Genomic DNA, 16019 nt, shown 5'->3' on the forward strand with positions numbered 1-16019 from the left:
GGCTGTCCTGCGCACGGCGGGTCCGCGCCATGCAGGCGCGGCCGGCCATTATCTGCGTGGCGGCATGGCAGTCACGGGCGCAGCCTGCCTCCCCGCTTGCCGGGGAGCCGTGCGCCCGCCGCCATCATCAGCGCGCTCAGGCGCCTTTGTTCTTCGTCGGATCCTTGGCCGCAGGCGCGTGGCTCTTCTTCTTGCTGCTGGTCTTCTTGGCCTTGGCCTTGCTGCTGTCTGCCTTGGCCGGCGCGGCCTTGTCAGTCGACGCTGCCGCCGGCGTGGCCGGGGTGGCAGGCGTCGCCGGAGTAGCCGGCGTCTGCGCCATCGCGCCCGCACCGAACATTGCCATCGACAGCATGACGATCCATTTCTTCATTTCCGTCTCCTCGTTTGCCCTGCGGGTAGGTATGGCAGGGATGCCTGCCATGACGGGCGCTTTTGGCTCGCGCCCTGTCACCAGCATCAACGAGGAAGGTTTGCGCGCCGTTGACCGGGACAAACCCTGATAGGGAGCTGGACAGGCAGCCGTGGATCGCCGCTCGCCGCCAGGCTTACCGGCACAGCTTGCGCAGCAACTCTCCGGCAATCGTGCCGGGGCCGGCGACCTGGAAGGTGCCGTACTGCGGCGCGCGGATCGTATAGAGCGAATCGCCGCGCGCAAAGCGCTTGCTGTAGAGCGTCTGCTCGACCACGGCGAACATGGACGTGGCGCAGTTCAGCACCATGCGCTTGAGCGACGAGCGGATCGGCTCGCCGCTGGCGGTGCGGATCACCCCCGACGGCGAATTGCGCATCACCACCACGCCGACTTCGGTGCCCTGGCGGCGCACCGTGGATTGATCGAAATACGAAATCACGCCGTTGGCACCCATCAGGGGAAGCCATCGTTGCGGATCGGGGGCGGCGGGATCGGGTGCCGCGACCAGCCGGCAGCCTTCCCTGGGCGTGGACCGGAATACCGTGCCGGTGCCAGCGACCTGGCACTCGTACAGGCCAGCGGCGGCAGCCGGGCGGGTGGTGCTGGAGGGAACGGGGGACGGCGCCGTCGCGGCGCTGCCTTCGGCATGCGCCAGCGGTGCGGCCAGTCCGAGCAGGCAGCCAGCAAACGCGGCTGCGTGCCTAAAAATGCGGAACATCATGGAATTGCCCTCATATAGACGGGAAAAAGCGATCCGCATTGTCGCACAGGAAGCACGCATCCCGGGCGCGTTTGCATGCCGGGGTGCGTGCAGGCGGCGACTTTTCAGTCGTGCAGGCGGCGCCAGGCCACCAGGTCCTCGATGGTCAGCACCGGTAGCTGGTACATCTCGGCAAAGGCCAGCGCCTCCGGCCGGCGTGCCATGGTGCCGTCGGGGTTCATCAGCTCGCACAGCACCGCGGCCGGTGACAGGCCTGCCATGCGGGCCAGGTCGACCGAGCCCTCGGTATGGCCGCGGCGCACCAGCACCCCGCCGTCGCGCGCCACCAGCGGAAACACATGGCCGGGGCTGACCACAGCATCGGTGCCCGCATCCCCGGCAATGGCAGCGCGGATGGTGGTGATGCGGTCGGCGGCGCTGACACCCGTGCCGACACCTTCGCGGGCTTCGATCGATACCGTGAAGGCGGTGCCATACTGGCTGCGGTTGTGCTCGACCATCGGCCGCAGGCCGAGGCTGCGCACCTTGTCCTCGGTCAGGCACAGGCAGACGATGCCGCTGCATTCGCGGATCATCATCGCCATATTGGCATTCGTCAGGCGTTCCGCGGCCAGAATCAGGTCGGCCTCGTTCTCGCGGTCGTCATCGTCGAGCAGCACGACCGGACGGCCTTCGCGCATGGCGTCCAGCGCCTGCGCGATGCGCGCGGCCAGGGAACGGGCGGCGGCATCGGCGGCAAGATCCGCGGACACCTCGGGTGCAACAGCTTCGGTGGAAAGGCTAGGCATGAAACGCTCCTTGTTCAGCATCAATGGGCGTTCCAGGGGAAGGATCAACGGAGTTGCAGCGCCGCACGCCGCGCCTGAAGCGCACGCACGAACAGCCGCGCCCTGCGCGCGGCGCAAGGCAACAGCGAACCGCAAGGCTCGGGCAAGGCGCCGGGCCGCGCGGGCAAGCTCCGCCCATCTTCTTTCATCCGGACTATGACCGTCGGCCCTGGCCTCTCACCAGGTCTGCTGACCTCGCACGGGAATGCGAGCGCTCGCGGGCTCGCCGGACACGCACTGCGCGCCGCGGCATACCGCCGGTGGGGACTTTCACCCCGCCCTGAAGACGTAACGAACCGGCGCGGCCTTGTAGCCGGCGCCGGCGCGCGAATGTTAGCACGATTATTTTTTTCTTTGTCCCGACGCAGAGCGCCGGACGGGCGCTCGACCACGCTTGAACAAATCCGACCATCGCAACGTGGCCTCGCGTGTACTACAAATAAGGCAGGGAGGCAGCGCATGTGCAAGCTGGCGCCCGCCGTGGCGGCCGGCTCATGCCTTGCCGGACAACAACGCAGCACCTCTTCATCCGTGCTTCCCATGCGCCGACACGAACCAGAAGCCAGACAAGACCGCCGTGTGAGTTGTTCCTCGTTCCATCCACCCCCGCCCTGCCGACATGCGTGGCAACAGCGGGTGCGCCGCACCGTCGCCGCGGGCCTGCTTGCCCTGCCCTTGTGCCTGGCAGCGACGGCACGCGCCGCGCCTGCCGTGCAGCTTGGCTACGGCTTCGACGATGGCCACGACGTGCAGAAGGCGGAGGTCGCCATGTTGTGGGATTCGGGCTTTGCGTGGGGCAATCCGCAAGGCTGGCAGGTCGACCTGCAATGGGAGGTCAACATTGCGCGCTGGCGCAGCAGCAGCGACAACCAGCCCAACGACCTATGGGAGTTTGGTGCCTCGCCGGTGGTGCGGATCGCATGGTGGCGCCACACCTGGGTGCCCTTCCTCGAGCTGTCGGTCGGGCCGCGCCTGCTGACCAGCACGCACACCTCGGCCAACCACGACATTTCCACCGCCTTCCAGTTCTCGGAGTACGCCGGGATCGGCTTGACGGTGGGCAAGGACCGGCGCTTTGCCGCGGGCTACCGGTTCCAGCACCTGTCCAATGGCGGCATCAAGGACCCCAATCCCGGCACTACCTTCCACGTCATTTACCTGCGCTACCGCTTCTGACAGCGGCCGCTGCAGCCCCGGCCTGCGCTTCAAACAAGGTGCGGGTGGCGTCGTCAGCCGGGAAGAAGCACTCGATGCGCAGCTCCTGCAGCGTGATGTCCTGTGGAATGCCGAGCGTGGTCAGGGTCGAGAACAGCGACGCGCGGAACGCGCCCGCATGCAGCACCACCGGCAGCAATGGCGCCGGCGGGCCATCGGTGCCGTCGTCCTCGGGCAGCAGCGTGCCGCCCGGCCCGACCATGTCAGGATGCCAGGCGGCGATGCGCCCGAAGATCTCGCGCGCGGTCTGGTCGTGGGCCTGCACCTGCAGCTCCTGCCACACGCGCCGCAACAGGTAGCGTCCAACCTGGCGCGCGTTCTCGATCACTGGCCACAGGCCCTCCGGATCAAACACGGTCAGCATCAGGTTGATCCTGTGGCTGCCTTCCGTGAGCAATGCCGGCTCGCGCCCGCCCAGCAGGGTCTCGAGCATGCGCCGGTAGGCCGGGTTGGCATCCACCAGGTTCCAGAAACGGTCCAGCACCACGGCCGGGTACGGCTCCTGCTTGGCCAGGATCAGCGCGATCGCCTGCTGCACCATCTGCAGCGGCGGCGAAGCCAGCGCGTGTTCGCTGTAGGCCGGGGCAAAGCCGCCGGCCAGCAGCAGCCGGTTGCGCTGGCGCAGCGGCACGCCCAGGCGCTCGGCCAGCGCCAGCACCATTTCACGGCTGGGGCGGGCGCGGCCGGATTCCAGGAAGGAGATGTGGCGCTGCGACACCCCGGCGGCCAGCGACAGCGCCAGCTGGCTGTAGCCGCGCTTGCTGCGCCAGTAGCGCAGCAGGCCGGGGAAGTCGAGGGTGGCCTCGGAGGCTGGGGTCAGCGTGTCCATGGCATGCATTACAGCATGCACCGCGGCGTATGACCATTACCTTGCAGGTAATGGCTCCAATTCAGTCATCGCCTGCGGAGCGCCGGGCCCCGCCGCGCGCACCGCGTCGATCAGCAGGCGCATGGCCGGCGTCGCGGCCCGCCGCCGGCGCAGCACAATCCCATAGGGGACCAGCCGCCCGCGCATCGCCACCGGCAGGACCGCCAGCGCACCCAGGGCGACGAAGTACTCCGCGATCGCGCCCGGCACGACGGCAATGCGGTCGCTATCCGCCAGCAGCGGCAGCGTGCCCATGATCGACGAAGTCTCGATGATGTCTTCCGGCAGCGGCACGCGGTTGTCGCGGAAGGTCTGGTCGATGATCTGCCACATCGGCACCGCCGCTGGCGGGATGATCCAGGGATAGCCGGCCAGGGAAGCCAGCTTGACGCCGCGCTTGCCTGCCTGCGGATGGCCGGCGCGCGCCACGATGGCCAGCGACTCTTCGAACAGTGGCTCGAAGTCGAGATCGTCGGCCACCGTGCCTTCGGGAATGCGTCCGATCACCACGTCCAGCGCATCCTGCCGCAGCGCCTGTACCAGTACGTCGCTGGTATCGACCTGCATCACGATATGCAAACGCGGATAGCGTGCCTTGAGCGCGTTGATGACGCCCGACAGAACGGAAGGCACCGGGGCCAGGATCGAGCCGAGCCGCACCTTGCCCACCTCGCCCGCGGCGATGGCGGCAAATTCATCGTGCAGGGCATCCAGGTCGGCCAGCACCACGCGCGCATAGCGGATCAGCGCCTCGCCGAACACCGTCGGCTCGATCCCGCGCGCATGCCGCGTGAACAGCAACGTGCCGACCACGCTCTCGAGCTCGTGCAATGCCTTGGTGACGGCTGGCTGGGACAGCGCCATCTGTGCCGCGGCGCGCCGCAGCGAGCGGTGCTCGGCAAGGGCCAGGGCCAGGCGCAGATGCCGCATATGCAAGCGTTTGCGCAGGGTGGCGGCACTGGAGAGGGTGGCTGGGAGGTCTGGCATGGTGGCCGGGCTGCGGCGAAGATAGGACTTATAGCATGCTTGTGCCTGCCGCTGGTTCTAGGCCAGCTCGGACGGCCTTGGAACATTGATCCGATAGAACCTGGCCGCATTGCCAGCCAGCACGCGCTGCCTGGCGACGGGATCCGGCAGCGCCTCGCACACCGTGCCGAGGATCGTGCCCAAGTCCGCGCTCAGGCCCGACACCGGCAGGTTGCTGCCGAACATCGCCCGCTCATGCCCGAATATCGCCAGCACCTCGCGCACGATGCCGCGGTTGCCCTGCGCATCCCAGCGCCCGCCGGCCAGCCCGAACTCCGACAGCTTGACCGACACATTGGCGCAGGCGGCCAACGCCTCCATGCCGGCGCGCCAACTGGCCAGGCCCTCCTTCGAGCGGTCCAGTGGCAGGCCCGCGTGATTGAGCGCGATCGGCACGCCCGGCAAGGCGGCCGCCACCCGCGCCGCCTCGCGCAAATGCCAGAACGGTACCCGCAGATCCCACGACAAGCCATGGCGCTCCAGCCGCGCCAGGTCGTCCAGCCAGGCCTGGTCCTGCATCGACCCGGGCCGCCCTGCCACTGACTCGCCCTGCGCCGCGGCTGTCAGCGGTTTGCACCGGATCCCCCTGACCCGCGCGAAACCGGCCTGGCGCGCCAGCAGCTCCGCGCATCCTGGAGTGCCGAACGGCGCGTAGGCCACCACCGCGGCAGCCATGCCGGGGCGCCAGGCCTGGCCGTGCAGCCACGCGGTCTCGTCGACGGCTTCGCGGCGGTCGCGTTCGGCCTCTACGTGCACAGTGGCCAGCACTGTGACGGCGCTAGTGTCATACGCGTACTGCGCCTCAAGGTAATCGCTGCGCAGGGCCTGGTAATCGCCGAGAAAGAAGCTCTGTGGCCGGTATTCGTCCTGCAGCCAGGGATAGCGGCCGCGCCCGAGTTGCCACAGGTGGTGGTGGGCGTCGACGATGGCCAGGCCTGCGGGCAGCGCGGCAGTTGTTACGCTGCTCATCGGCACCGCCTCGGCAGCGTGGCGGCCAGGGCGCCGGCCATCACCAGCGCGGCGACCAGCAGGTAGACACCGGCGCCCGCGCTGACGCGCTCGATCAGCACGCCCGCGGAATAGGGACCGCAGAATCCGCCCAGGTTGCCCAGCGCATTAATCACGCCGCGCGCCACGCCCGCGTGCTCGGCGGCCAGCAGCCGTGGCGGCAGGGTCCAGAAGACCCCCGCGGCGGACTGCAGGAAGAAGCCGCTGCCGACCAGCAGGCCATAGGACAGCCAGGTATTGTCGTGCCACCAGACCGAACCGGCCAGGCAGGCGGCGAAACCCAGCAGCGGCCAGACCACGAAGTCCTTGCGCCGGCCGGTGCGGTCGGACAGCGAGGAGATCGCGAGGATGCCGGCCATGGTGCCCAGGTACGGCAGCACGGCCAGCATGCCGACCTGCCCCATGCCGCCTCCGGTCAGGCCCTTCAGGATCGTGGGCAGCCACAGCGTGTACCCGTAGATCCCCATCTGGTAGAGAAAATTGACGGCGATCAGGCGCCAGATCACGTCCTGCGACAGGATGTGCGCCAACACCGCCCGCGTGCCGGCCGCGCCCTGCCCCACGCTTGCGCCAGCGGCGGCTGCCTGCTGCTCTTCCTCGCGCAGGCGGGCCAGCAGATAAGCCTTCTCTTCGGCGGAAATCCAGCGCGCCTGCTCCGGCCGGTCACAGGCCAGCTTCCACCACACGCCGAGGCAGGCCAGCGAAATCAGGCCTTCCACGATAAACAGCCAGCGCCAGTCGAGCGCCGCGATTACCAGGCCCGACAGCGGCGCGGTGATGACGCCGGCGATCGGCACGAACAGGATCACCAGGGCGTTGGCGCGTCCGCGTTCGTGGTCGGGAAACCAGTTGCCGACCATGGTCAGCACCACCGGCAGCATGCCGCCCTCGGCCACCCCCAGCGCAAAGCGCAGAATCAGCAGTTCGGTCTCGTTGCGCACCAGGCCGGTCAGCACGGAAATGACGGCCCAGGCCAGCATCGACCAGGCGATGAAATTGCGCCCGCTGCCGCGCACGGCCAGCTTGCCGCCGGGAATCTGCAGGAACAGATAGCCGACAAAGAAGATGCCGCCGGCCAGGCCGGCCATGCTGGCGCCGATACCGAGCGCATCGCCCATCCCGCCCGGCATCGCGAAGGCGATATTGACGCGATCCATGTATGAGACGATGCAGACCATCAGGATCGGCGGGATGATGCGCCACCAGCGCTGGGCTGGAATGCTGGCGGCACCGGTGAGTGGTGTCGCATCGATGGCGACCGACGTGCCGGCGCCGGCTTGGTCCAAGCCTTTCATACTCTGTCTCCGTATTGATTTCCGGGTATGGGCCGCTGGCATCCGCGCTGCCTTCGCGGCCGTGAACGCCGGTTGACTACCGCGTCGGCAAAGCCAGGATGGCAAGACCGTCCGGTTCCTTGCCGGTGGTGAAGGCATGGCGCAGGGCCAGGCCAGGCAGGTCAAGCTGGCCGACGGTGTGGTCGTTGAGCGCGATATAGGCGCGGCTCGGGTCAGCCGGATGGAAGGCGAGCGCAATCGGCCTGGCGCCGGTGTCGACCCGGCCGGTTTCGGCGAGCGTGTCGGGGTCGAAAACGCGGATGCTGCGCTCGCCGTAGTTGAGCACGAACAGGCGGTCGTCCGGCGACCAGTAGATGCGGGTGGGATCCTCGCCGGTCGGCACCGTGCGCACCGCTTCCATCGTGCGCGCGTCCAGCCGGGTCAGACTGTGATCGTCGCGGCTGGCGACGTAGAGCGCCGCTTCGTCGCGGCTCAGGCAGCAGCCCTCGGGGCGCCTGCCGGCGTACGCCGCGCGCGGAGCGCGGGTGGCATCGTAGGGGTGGACCAGTGTCACGGTATGCGACAGCAGGTTGGTCACGTAGGCACGCTCGCCATCGGCCGACAACACGAACAGATGGCTTTTCACCCCGCCCGCGGGCACGGCGCGGTCAGGCACGGGGTGCTCCAGCGGCGCCTCGAACACCACCAGCATATTGTCGCGCTCGCTCAGCGCGTAGACGCGTCCTTGCCGGTCGATCTGCAGGCCATGGATACGGTGATAGGGCGAGCAATCGAGCCGTGCCCCCACTGCGCCGCGCATCAGGTCGACCGCGATCACCGCGGCGCCGCCGTCGCCGGCGTGCGCGAAGGTCTGCACGCCATAGTGTCCGACGTAGCCGCACAGGCGCTCGCGGTCCACCACGAATTCATGCGGATAGTCAGGCAACTGCACACTGAAGCGGCGCTCGCCGCCATCCAGTTCGTAAGCGCTGAAGCTATGGCCGAATTTCTCCACCAGCACGGCCGTCCATTGGCTTTCCATTCTGTCTCCTTGTGATTCGCACGCCTGTAGGCTCCAGGCTGTTCGGAAGGCGGCACAGGTGCTGCCATGGGCGGAAGTCTGGCGCAGCCAACGATAACTATCTATTGAATATTAGGTATCGAGCTATCTCCATTAGTTATCGCCACGCCAGGCGGAGGCGCCACCATCACCTGCACCGGGGAACCGCCGGGCCGTCATGCGCGGATGGTATGCTTGGTGCTTTCAACTCACACGCAAAGAGCGCGTACCCTGATGGAAATTGCCATACTACTGGCGCTCATTCTGCTTAACGGCCTGTTCGCGATGTCCGAGATCGCGCTGGTCACGGCCCGTAAGGCACGTCTGCAGCGCCAGATCGAGAACGGTGACCGCGGCGCGATTGCCGCGGTCCAGCTGGGCGAGGACCCCACGCGCTTCCTGTCCACGGTGCAGATCGGCATCACGTCGATCGGCGTGCTCAACGGCGTGGTCGGCGAATCCACGCTGGCGCAGCCGCTGGGCCTCTGGCTGCAAGGCTTCGGCTTGTCGCCTAACACCTCCGGCTATGTGGCAACCGCCATCGTGGTGGCCGGCCTGACCTACTTTTCCATCGTGCTGGGCGAACTGGTGCCCAAGCGCCTGGGCCAGATGGCCCCCGAAGCCATCGCGCGGCTGGTGGCGCGCCCGATCGGCTGGCTGGCGGTGGCCTCCACCCCGTTCGTCAAGCTGCTGTCCAGCTCAACGCGGCTGGTGCTGCGGCTGCTCGGCACCAAGGTCGACCGCGGCCCGGGCGTGACCGAGGAAGAAATCCACGCGCTGCTGGTCGAGGGTTCCGAAGCCGGCGTGATCGAACAGCACGAGCACACCATGGTGCGCAACGTGTTCCGGCTGGACGACCGCCAGCTGGCATCGCTGATGGTGCCGCGCGGCGATGTCGTGTACCTGGACGTGGAAGAGACGCTCGATGAAAACCTGCACCGCATCGAAGAATCCGACCACTCGCGCTTTCCGGTCGTGCGCGGCGGCATGCACGACATCATCGGCGTGGTCAGCGCGCGCCAGCTGCTGGCGCGCCGGCTGCGCGGCGAGGAAGCCGACCTGAAGGCCGCGGCGCAGCCGGCGGTGTTCGTGCCCGAGAGCGTGACCGGCATGGAGCTGCTGGAGAATTTCCGCGGCTCCGGCGGCCAGATGGCCTTTGTCATCGACGAATACGGCGAAGTGCTGGGCCTGGTGACGCTGCAGGACCTGATCGAGGCCATCACCGGCGAATTCAAGGCCGACGCCGCCGGCGAGGAATGGGCGGTGCAGCGCGACGACGGCTCGTGGCTGCTCGACGGCCTGATCCCGATCCCGGAACTGAAGGACCGCATCGGCCTGCGCCAGGTGCCCGAGGAAGAAAAAGAGCGCTACCACACCCTGTCCGGCATGCTGCTCCTGCTGCTGGGCCGCCTGCCGCAGATCGCCGACAGCGTGCAATGGGGCGACTGGCGCTTCGAGATCGTCGACATGGACGGCAAACGCATTGACAAAGTGCTGGCCGCGCGCCTGCCCCCGCAGGAAGGACCTGAGGAAGAGACCACCGGCTGATCAGGCCAGCCCATCCGCCGCTGCCGGATTCCGGCGGTGGCGTCAATCCAGGATCACGGCCAATTCCGGCCATATTGATCCATATCAAGTTGCAGGTTGCGACCAAGTCACCTTGGCGCAATTTGCAATGTTCCGCACCTTCCCCTTCGCTTATGATCGGCCTGTGCGGCCCGCATGCGGCCGTGGCAGGCGTGGATTACCAAGGCCTGACGACAAGCGCCGGCGGCCGTCCCAGCGGCAAGCCGAACGACCAAATCTGATACCGGGGAGACGCGGGCAGCGCACGGCCTTCAACAGGCTGCCCGCAAGACCATCCATGCATCCTGATGCCGATGACAACGCCGCGGGCGCGCCTGGCGCGATGCAGCCGTCCGCCCTGGTGTCCGCGCTAGCGGCACGCCGCTCCGGCACCGGGCAGCCAGCGACGATCCTTTCTATCCGCCTGGACCGGTTTGCCAGCGCCTGCGAAACCCTGGGGCCACGGCGCGCGGCCAGGCTGCAGGCCATCGTGCAGGCACGCATCGCCTGCCTGCTGCCGCCCGGCGCCATCATGCACTGGATGGCGCCGGCAGACCTGGTGGTCATTACCGCGCTGCCGGACGGTGAGCCCGACCCCGGCCCGGTGGCCAGCCGGCTGGCCGACGACCTGTCCCGGCCGTTCGCGCTGGAGGGCTTCGAGCTGTTTATTTCGTGCAGCATCGGCGTGGCCACCGACCATCCGGATATCCCGGCGGAACGCAGCCTGCAGCAGGCCCTGGACGCCATGCTGCGGGTCGATCGACGGGGAGGCGACGGCCTGGCGCGCGCCGACAAGCCCGCCGCGCCACCGACGGCGCCCCTGCTGGCCGCCCTGCCCGACGCACTGGAGCGCGGCGAACTGAGCCTGCAGCTGCAGCCGCGCGCCGACTTCGCCAGCGCCGTGGTCAGCGGCTACACCGTGCGGCTGCGCTGGCACCATCCGGCGCTCGGGCGGGTGGCGCCGCAGGATTTCCTGCCGGCGGTGGAGTCGCTGGGGCTGGTCGGCCGGATTGGCAGCTGGCTGCTGGAAAGCGTGCTGCCGCTGGTACGCGCCGCCGAAAACGTGGCCCCGCTGCAATTCACCCTGCTGGCCTCCAGCGCCCAGCTGCACCGCCCGCAGATGGTGGAGGCACTGGCCCAGGCCATCGACGCAGGCGGCATCGCACCGGACCGCCTGTGCATCGAAGTGTCGGCCAGCGCGGTGCCGGCCGACGCCGACATCATTGCCCGCTTTGCCGCCCTGCGCCGGCGCGGACTGCAACTGACGCTGGGCGATTTCGACGACAGCCCGGGCTGCCGCCAGTTGCTGGCGGCGCTGCACCCGGACCGCGTCACGCTGGACGCGCGCCGGCTGGGCCATGCCCCCCGGCCCGGTGATTCCGCCAACCGTGCCGACAGCCTGCGCGCCGCCTGCCGGCTGGCCCGGGGCGCCGGCGTGTCGGTCTGCGCCAAGGGGATCGAGACCCGCCAGCAGCTCGAGGCGGTGCGTGCCTGGGGCTGCCACAGCGTGCAGGGCTACCTGCTGGCGCAGCCATTCCCTGCGACCTGGCTGCTCCAGACCCATGCGGCAATCCAGCAGCGCGCCCGGGAACTGCTGGCGCCCCACGCCTGAGAAGCGGCTGGCGTTGCGCCCGTTGCACGATTTACAAATTGGCACATACCAGATGTCAAACCCGCTCACAGCAGCGGTAAAATCGGCGCAAATCCCTCAATCCCTGAATCTCTCGATTCTTGAAATCCTCGAAAGGAGCCCGGCGTGAAGAAAGGTTGGATCTGGTGCGTTTTGTTTGCCACACTGTTGGCTGGATGCAACACGATGGCGGGGCTCGGCCAGGACATTCAGCGCGGTGGCCAGAAGCTCGAAAGCTCGGCGGACCGTCACAAGTAAGCCGCCAGCCCCCCAAGTCTGATGCGGCCCGGACCGCGTCGATATGAAAACGGCACGCCGCATGGCGTGCCGTTTCTCTTTGCGCTGCCGCTGCTCAGCGCTTGTTGCGCAACGCCCTGGCCTGCTCGGCCAGCGTGCGGATGCGGCCCCAGTCGCCACTGGCAACCGCGTCCTTGGGCACCACCCACGAACCGCCCACGCACACCACGTTCGGCAGCGCCAGGTAGGTCGGCGCCAGCGCGGCGTCGATGCCGCCGGTCGGGCAGAAGCGCAGCTGCGGCAGCGGGCCGCCCAGCGACTTCAGCATCGGCACGCCGCCCGCTGCCTGCGCCGGGAAGAACTTGAGGAAGGTGAAGCCGGCTTCCAGCGCCGCCATCGCCTCACTGGCGGTGGCCACGCCCGGCAGCAGCGAGATGCCCGCGCCCTGCGCGCCCTCGGCCAGCGCCGGGGTCAGGCCGGGCGAGACGGCAAACTGCGCGCCCGCATCGCGCACGGCGTGCAGCTGCTCGACGTTCAGCACCGTGCCGGCTCCGACGCAGGCCTGCGGCAAGGCTGCCGCCACCGCCTTGATCGCCTCCAGTGCCACCGGCGTACGCAGCGTGATCTCAAGCAGCGGCAAGCCGCCGGTGACCAGTGCCTCGCTGACGTGCAGGGCCTCGTCGACCGAGTGGAATTCCAGCACCGGGATCACCGGCACGTCGGCAAGGCGTTGAAGCAGCGGGGAAGTCTGGTTTTGCATGGCTGTCTCGGAGTAGGGAGTGCAGAAGCAGGGTTTCAGGGAAGCAGGAGTTCAGGCCAACCGGGTCATGCGATCACCGACACCGACTGCGCCAGCCGGCCCAGCACGGTCTGGGCGTCGGGGATCGGCGCCACCGCGCCATAACCGGTGGTCGACAGCGCGGCAGCCACGTTGGCATAACGCGCCGCCTCGAACGGGTCGGCACCCGCGGCCAGGCGCGCAACAAAGCTGCCGCCGAAGCAGTCGCCCGCCCCGGTGGCATCGACCGGCTTGACCGGATAAGGCGGCACCAGCGCGCGCGACTCTGGCGTGGCCACATAGGAGCCCTCTTCGCCCAGCTTCAGCGCGACCAGGCCGATGCCGCAGCCCAGCAGGTAGTCGACGATGGCGTCGCGGTCGTCCAACCCGGTCAGCACGGTGATGTCATCCCAGCTGGGCAGGCACACGTCGGTCAGCATCAGGGCCTCGCGCATGATGCCGCGCGCGCGCGCCAGCGACCACAGCCGCAGCCGCAGGTTGGTGTCCAGCGTGACCTTGGTGCCGGCCTTGCGCGCATGCTCCATCGCGTCCAGCCCGGCATCGCAGGCGCTGGTGCTGATGGCCAGGCTGATGCCCGACAGGTGCAGGTAGCGCGCCGCGGTGATCGCGCCCAGCGGCAGATGCTCGTGCTGGTAGCGGCTGGCAGCAGAGCCTTCGCGCAGGTAATCGAAGCGGTGGCCGTGGTTGTCGTGCGAGACAAAGTAGACCCCGGTAGGCGCGCTCGGGTCGACGCGCACGTGGCGGGTATCGACCCGCTCCTGCGTCCATAGCGCGCGCAGGCGCTCGCCGAAGGTGTCGGCACCGACCGCGCAGATATAGCCGGTGCTGGCGCCCTGGCGCGCAGCGGCAATGCAGAAGTTGGAAGTGTCGCCGCCAAAGCCTTGCAGGTAGCGCGACGGATCGTCGGGCTGTTGGTTGAACTCCACCAGCGGTTCGCCGTAGGCCAGGATATCGATGCTCATGGGGCTGCCTGCCTCAGAAGAAGGTTTGCACGATGTCGATCACGCGCATGTCGCGGTCCAGCACCGGGATATGGCGCCACTTGTCGAAAGTCAGGCACGGGTGCGAGATATCGAAGGCGATCATGTCGCCGACCTGAACGTCGTCGCCAGGCTTGACCTGCAGGTAGGCGTGCTGGTCCATCATGCCGGTGACTTCCCAATGCGCGGGGACGTCCACCGGCGCCTCGGTGCCAGGCCGGTACAGCCGTGCCGGGATCGGCATGCCGGCGTCGAAGGCCGCATCGCGCTTGCCCATGCCGATGATGACGCGGTCCGGCTCGGGGATCGACTGCACATAGGCCCACAGCTGCAGCGCCGGCAGCAGGCCCTCGCGCATCTTCTGCGCGACCGGGTTGCTGGCCAGGATGCGCTGCTGCGCGGCGCGGTAGATGCCCACGTCATGCGTCAGGTAGCAGCCCGGGCGCAGCACGATGTCGATCGGCGCGCCGATCTCGGTGCGCGCGAATTCCTCGGCCACCACGTCGTACCAGGCCGAACCCGCGCCCGACATCACCACCGGGCTGCGGCCGAAGCGGCCTTCCTGTGCCAGCTGCCGCGTTACCGCCACGGTGCGCTGCAGGAACTTGCGGATATCGGCTTCTTCCTTGAGCACGCCTTCATAGATCTCGACGCCGGCCAGCGACAGCGCCTGCGGCCAGCGCGCCAGCGCGTCCAGCACGGCCTGCTGCTGCGCGTCGTCGCGTACGCCGGTGCGCCCGCCTTCCACGCCCAGTTCCAGCAGCACCTGCAGCTTCTGGCCGCGCTCCTGGAAGAACTTGCCGAGCTGGTCGACCAGCGCGGCCGAGTCCACCAGCGCGAAGAATTCGAAATCCGGATCGCGCAGCAGGTCAGCGATGATTTCCATATTGCGCCGGCCCACCAGCTGGTTGGCCATCAGCACGCGCTTGACGCCGTGCGCATGCGCGGCAGCGGTCTGGTGCGCGGTGGCCAGCGTGATGCCCCACGCGCCGGCGCCAAGCTGGCGCGCAAACAGCTTGGGCGCCATGGTGGTCTTGCCATGCGGCGCAAGCTGCACGCCGTATTCGTTCATGAAGCGGCGCATCCATTCCAGGTTATGCGCAAGCCGGTCTTCATAGAGCACCGCGGCCGGCAGGCTCAGCTCTTCCCGCAACAGGTTCCAGCCGGTCTGGCCGGCCGCATCCGGGGCGATCGGGGTCTCCATCCGTCCCAGCGCCTTGTTGAGCGGATCGATCACGCCAGCCTGATACTTTATTTCACGCATGCTTGTCATCACCCTGAAAAAATCTGATTGACGTAATGATAGCCCTGAAAATAAGATATTTCATCCTTGTTATAAAGTAACACGCAGATGCCCGGAAGGGCTAGCCGGGACCACGCGACTGGCATCCGCCACGTGCGCCAATCACTGTTATAGCCCCTGCCTGCAAGCACCGCAGTTTTCGTCACATTTCGATCCGACCCGTCTTCCGACCAGACCTGCCGCCCATGACCGCGCCCTTCGACATCCTGACCCGCATCGCCGAGCGCGGCCCCGCGCTGCGCCTGGCCGAGCAGAAGGTGGCGCAGGTGGTACTGGAAGACCTGGCCGGCGCGGCCGCCGCCAGCATCAATGAGCTGGCGCGCAAGGCCGGCGTCAGCGAGGCCAGCGTGACGCGCTTTGCCAAGGCCATCGGCTGCCGCGACGTGCGCGACCTGAAGCTGCGCCTGGCGCAGGCCACCGCGGTGGGTGCGCGCTTCCTGCAACCCGGCAGCGTTCCCGCCGGTGAAGCCACCCCGGCCACACTCGCTGACAGCATCCACGCCGACATCCTCACCGCGCTCGAAGTCAACCGCGGCATGATGGATGCGCAGCGCATCGAACAGGCCGCGCGCCTGTTGCTCGGCGCACGCATGGTCTACGCTTTTGGCATGGGCGGCGGCTCGTCGTTCATGGCCGACGAGGCCCGCCATCGCCTGGCGCGCCTGGGCCAGCCGGTGGCGAGCTACCAGGACGCGCTGCTACAGAAGATGGTGGCGGCCACGCTGGGCCGCGACGACGTGGTGCTGGCCTTCTCGGCCAGCGGCCGCGTGCCGGAGATGCTGGCCAGCTGCGATATCGCGCGCGAGTACGGTGCCCGCCTGGTGGCCGTGACCGCGCTGGGCTCGCCGCTGGCCGCGCGCGCCGACGTGCTGCTGCCGGTGCGCACGCTGGAGACGGATTTCATTTTCAAACCGTCGGCATCGCGCTACGCCATGCTGATGGTGCTGGACGTGCTCGCCACGCAATGCGCGCTGTTGCAGCCGGACCAGAGCAAAGAGCGCCTGCGCCGGCTCAAGTACGTGCTGGACAGCCACCGCGGCGAAAGCGGCCCCGCCCGGGGCCCTGACAGCCGCCAGCCGCTCGGAGACTGACC

General features: G+C 68.2%; 16 protein-coding genes and 1 riboswitch. Of the genes, 5 read left to right on the forward strand and 11 right to left on the reverse strand.

What is annotated here, in order from left to right; all coding sequences use genetic code 11:
• Positions 1 to 136: 136 nt before the first annotated feature.
• From AC1Q6V_RS12760 to ribB, 3 genes are all read right to left on the reverse strand, one after another.
• The gene (locus AC1Q6V_RS12760) at positions 137 to 370 is read right to left on the reverse strand and encodes a hypothetical protein (RefSeq protein WP_010814156.1); all 234 of its coding nucleotides are present in this window, start codon (positions 368 to 370) and stop codon (positions 137 to 139) included.
• A gap of 175 nt (positions 371 to 545) precedes the next feature.
• A complete protein-coding gene (locus AC1Q6V_RS12765) occupies positions 546 to 1133 on the reverse strand; it encodes a surface-adhesin E family protein (RefSeq protein WP_011617089.1) in 588 nt (195 codons plus the stop codon).
• Positions 1134 to 1237: 104 nt separating this feature from the next.
• Positions 1238 to 1921: a 3,4-dihydroxy-2-butanone-4-phosphate synthase gene (gene ribB, locus AC1Q6V_RS12770; RefSeq protein WP_454749469.1), complete on the reverse strand. Its 684-nt coding sequence runs from the start codon at positions 1919 to 1921 to the stop codon at positions 1238 to 1240.
• Positions 1922 to 2093: 172 nt separating this feature from the next.
• Positions 2094 to 2252, reverse strand: a riboswitch (FMN riboswitch).
• A 344-nt stretch (positions 2253 to 2596) separates the two neighbouring features.
• Between ribB and AC1Q6V_RS12775 the strand changes: the two genes are divergently transcribed.
• Positions 2597 to 3136 (forward strand): acyloxyacyl hydrolase, encoded by a 540-nt coding sequence (locus AC1Q6V_RS12775; RefSeq protein ID WP_010814153.1) that lies wholly within the window; start codon positions 2597 to 2599, stop codon positions 3134 to 3136.
• On the opposite strand, the gene AC1Q6V_RS12780 is transcribed toward AC1Q6V_RS12775, so the two are convergent.
• The 5 genes from AC1Q6V_RS12780 to AC1Q6V_RS12800 all read right to left on the reverse strand — a co-directional run bounded on the left by AC1Q6V_RS12780 (position 3111) and on the right by AC1Q6V_RS12800 (position 8393).
• On the reverse strand, positions 3111 to 4004 hold the full coding sequence (locus AC1Q6V_RS12780) for a helix-turn-helix domain-containing protein (protein ID WP_454749470.1): 894 nt from the start codon (positions 4002 to 4004) through the stop codon (positions 3111 to 3113). The genes AC1Q6V_RS12775 and AC1Q6V_RS12780 overlap by 26 nt on opposite strands.
• A 36-nt stretch (positions 4005 to 4040) precedes the next feature.
• Positions 4041 to 5030 (reverse strand): LysR family transcriptional regulator, encoded by a 990-nt coding sequence (locus AC1Q6V_RS12785; RefSeq protein WP_011617085.1) that lies wholly within the window; start codon positions 5028 to 5030, stop codon positions 4041 to 4043.
• A 57-nt stretch (positions 5031 to 5087) separates the two neighbouring features.
• A complete protein-coding gene (locus AC1Q6V_RS12790; RefSeq protein ID WP_439672690.1) occupies positions 5088 to 6038 on the reverse strand; it encodes an amidohydrolase family protein in 951 nt (316 codons plus the stop codon).
• A complete protein-coding gene (locus tag AC1Q6V_RS12795) occupies positions 6035 to 7372 on the reverse strand; it encodes an MFS transporter (RefSeq protein WP_454749471.1) in 1338 nt (445 codons plus the stop codon). Before AC1Q6V_RS12795 ends, AC1Q6V_RS12790 begins: the two co-directional genes overlap by 4 nt.
• 76 nt (positions 7373 to 7448) lie before the next feature.
• On the reverse strand, positions 7449 to 8393 hold the full coding sequence (locus AC1Q6V_RS12800; RefSeq protein ID WP_010814148.1) for a YncE family protein: 945 nt from the start codon (positions 8391 to 8393) through the stop codon (positions 7449 to 7451).
• A 252-nt stretch (positions 8394 to 8645) separates the two neighbouring features.
• Between AC1Q6V_RS12800 and AC1Q6V_RS12805 the strand changes: the two genes are divergently transcribed.
• The 3 genes from AC1Q6V_RS12805 to AC1Q6V_RS12815 all read left to right on the forward strand — a co-directional run bounded on the left by AC1Q6V_RS12805 (position 8646) and on the right by AC1Q6V_RS12815 (position 11865).
• On the forward strand, positions 8646 to 9959 hold the full coding sequence (locus tag AC1Q6V_RS12805) for a hemolysin family protein (RefSeq protein WP_010814147.1): 1314 nt from the start codon (positions 8646 to 8648) through the stop codon (positions 9957 to 9959).
• A gap of 316 nt (positions 9960 to 10275) precedes the next feature.
• Positions 10276 to 11589 carry a GGDEF domain-containing protein gene (locus tag AC1Q6V_RS12810; protein WP_010814146.1) on the forward strand — a complete coding sequence of 438 codons (1314 nt, stop codon included), beginning with the start codon at positions 10276 to 10278 and terminating at the stop codon, positions 11587 to 11589.
• Positions 11590 to 11733: 144 nt separating this feature from the next.
• Positions 11734 to 11865, forward strand: coding sequence for an entericidin A/B family lipoprotein (locus tag AC1Q6V_RS12815; RefSeq protein ID WP_010814145.1), 132 nt, complete (start codon positions 11734 to 11736; stop codon positions 11863 to 11865).
• A gap of 94 nt (positions 11866 to 11959) precedes the next feature.
• On the opposite strand, the gene AC1Q6V_RS12820 is transcribed toward AC1Q6V_RS12815, so the two are convergent.
• From AC1Q6V_RS12820 to AC1Q6V_RS12830, 3 genes are all read right to left on the reverse strand, one after another.
• Positions 11960 to 12604: a bifunctional 4-hydroxy-2-oxoglutarate aldolase/2-dehydro-3-deoxy-phosphogluconate aldolase gene (locus AC1Q6V_RS12820; protein ID WP_010814144.1), complete on the reverse strand. Its 645-nt coding sequence runs from the start codon at positions 12602 to 12604 to the stop codon at positions 11960 to 11962.
• Between the two features lie 65 nt (positions 12605 to 12669).
• On the reverse strand, positions 12670 to 13605 hold the full coding sequence (locus tag AC1Q6V_RS12825) for a sugar kinase (RefSeq protein ID WP_439672686.1): 936 nt from the start codon (positions 13603 to 13605) through the stop codon (positions 12670 to 12672).
• Between the two features lie 13 nt (positions 13606 to 13618).
• Positions 13619 to 14887 (reverse strand): amino acid deaminase, encoded by a 1269-nt coding sequence (locus AC1Q6V_RS12830; protein WP_058697078.1) that lies wholly within the window; start codon positions 14885 to 14887, stop codon positions 13619 to 13621.
• Positions 14888 to 15111: 224 nt separating this feature from the next.
• Here AC1Q6V_RS12830 and AC1Q6V_RS12835 point away from each other — a divergent pair, with 224 nt between their 5' ends.
• A complete protein-coding gene (locus AC1Q6V_RS12835) occupies positions 15112 to 16017 on the forward strand; it encodes a MurR/RpiR family transcriptional regulator (protein ID WP_010814141.1) in 906 nt (301 codons plus the stop codon).
• Positions 16018 to 16019 lie beyond the last annotated feature (2 nt).

Source organism: Cupriavidus sp. GW823-FHT07B10 (assembly GCF_058794355.1).

Excerpts from the sequence above, each read along its gene's own strand:
- AC1Q6V_RS12800 (WP_010814148.1), bottom strand. The coding sequence starts at position 8,393 with ATGGAAAGCCAATGGACGGCCGTGCTGGTGGAGAAATTCGGCCATAGC.
- AC1Q6V_RS12790 (WP_439672690.1), bottom strand. The coding sequence starts at position 6,038 with ATGAGCAGCGTAACAACTGCCGCGCTGCCCGCAGGCCTGGCCATCGTC.
- ribB (WP_454749469.1), bottom strand. The coding sequence starts at position 1,921 with ATGCCTAGCCTTTCCACCGAAGCTGTTGCACCCGAGGTGTCCGCGGAT.
- AC1Q6V_RS12765 (WP_011617089.1), bottom strand. The coding sequence starts at position 1,133 with ATGATGTTCCGCATTTTTAGGCACGCAGCCGCGTTTGCTGGCTGCCTG.
- AC1Q6V_RS12795 (WP_454749471.1), bottom strand. The coding sequence starts at position 7,372 with ATGAAAGGCTTGGACCAAGCCGGCGCCGGCACGTCGGTCGCCATCGAT.
- AC1Q6V_RS12805 (WP_010814147.1), top strand. The coding sequence starts at position 8,646 with ATGGAAATTGCCATACTACTGGCGCTCATTCTGCTTAACGGCCTGTTC.
- AC1Q6V_RS12780 (WP_454749470.1), bottom strand. The coding sequence starts at position 4,004 with ATGGACACGCTGACCCCAGCCTCCGAGGCCACCCTCGACTTCCCCGGC.
- AC1Q6V_RS12785 (WP_011617085.1), bottom strand. The coding sequence starts at position 5,030 with ATGCCAGACCTCCCAGCCACCCTCTCCAGTGCCGCCACCCTGCGCAAA.
- AC1Q6V_RS12835 (WP_010814141.1), top strand. The coding sequence starts at position 15,112 with ATGACCGCGCCCTTCGACATCCTGACCCGCATCGCCGAGCGCGGCCCC.
- AC1Q6V_RS12825 (WP_439672686.1), bottom strand. The coding sequence starts at position 13,605 with ATGAGCATCGATATCCTGGCCTACGGCGAACCGCTGGTGGAGTTCAAC.
- AC1Q6V_RS12830 (WP_058697078.1), bottom strand. The coding sequence starts at position 14,887 with ATGCGTGAAATAAAGTATCAGGCTGGCGTGATCGATCCGCTCAACAAG.
- AC1Q6V_RS12820 (WP_010814144.1), bottom strand. The coding sequence starts at position 12,604 with ATGCAAAACCAGACTTCCCCGCTGCTTCAACGCCTTGCCGACGTGCCG.
- AC1Q6V_RS12810 (WP_010814146.1), top strand. The coding sequence starts at position 10,276 with ATGCATCCTGATGCCGATGACAACGCCGCGGGCGCGCCTGGCGCGATG.
- AC1Q6V_RS12760 (WP_010814156.1), bottom strand. The coding sequence starts at position 370 with ATGAAGAAATGGATCGTCATGCTGTCGATGGCAATGTTCGGTGCGGGC.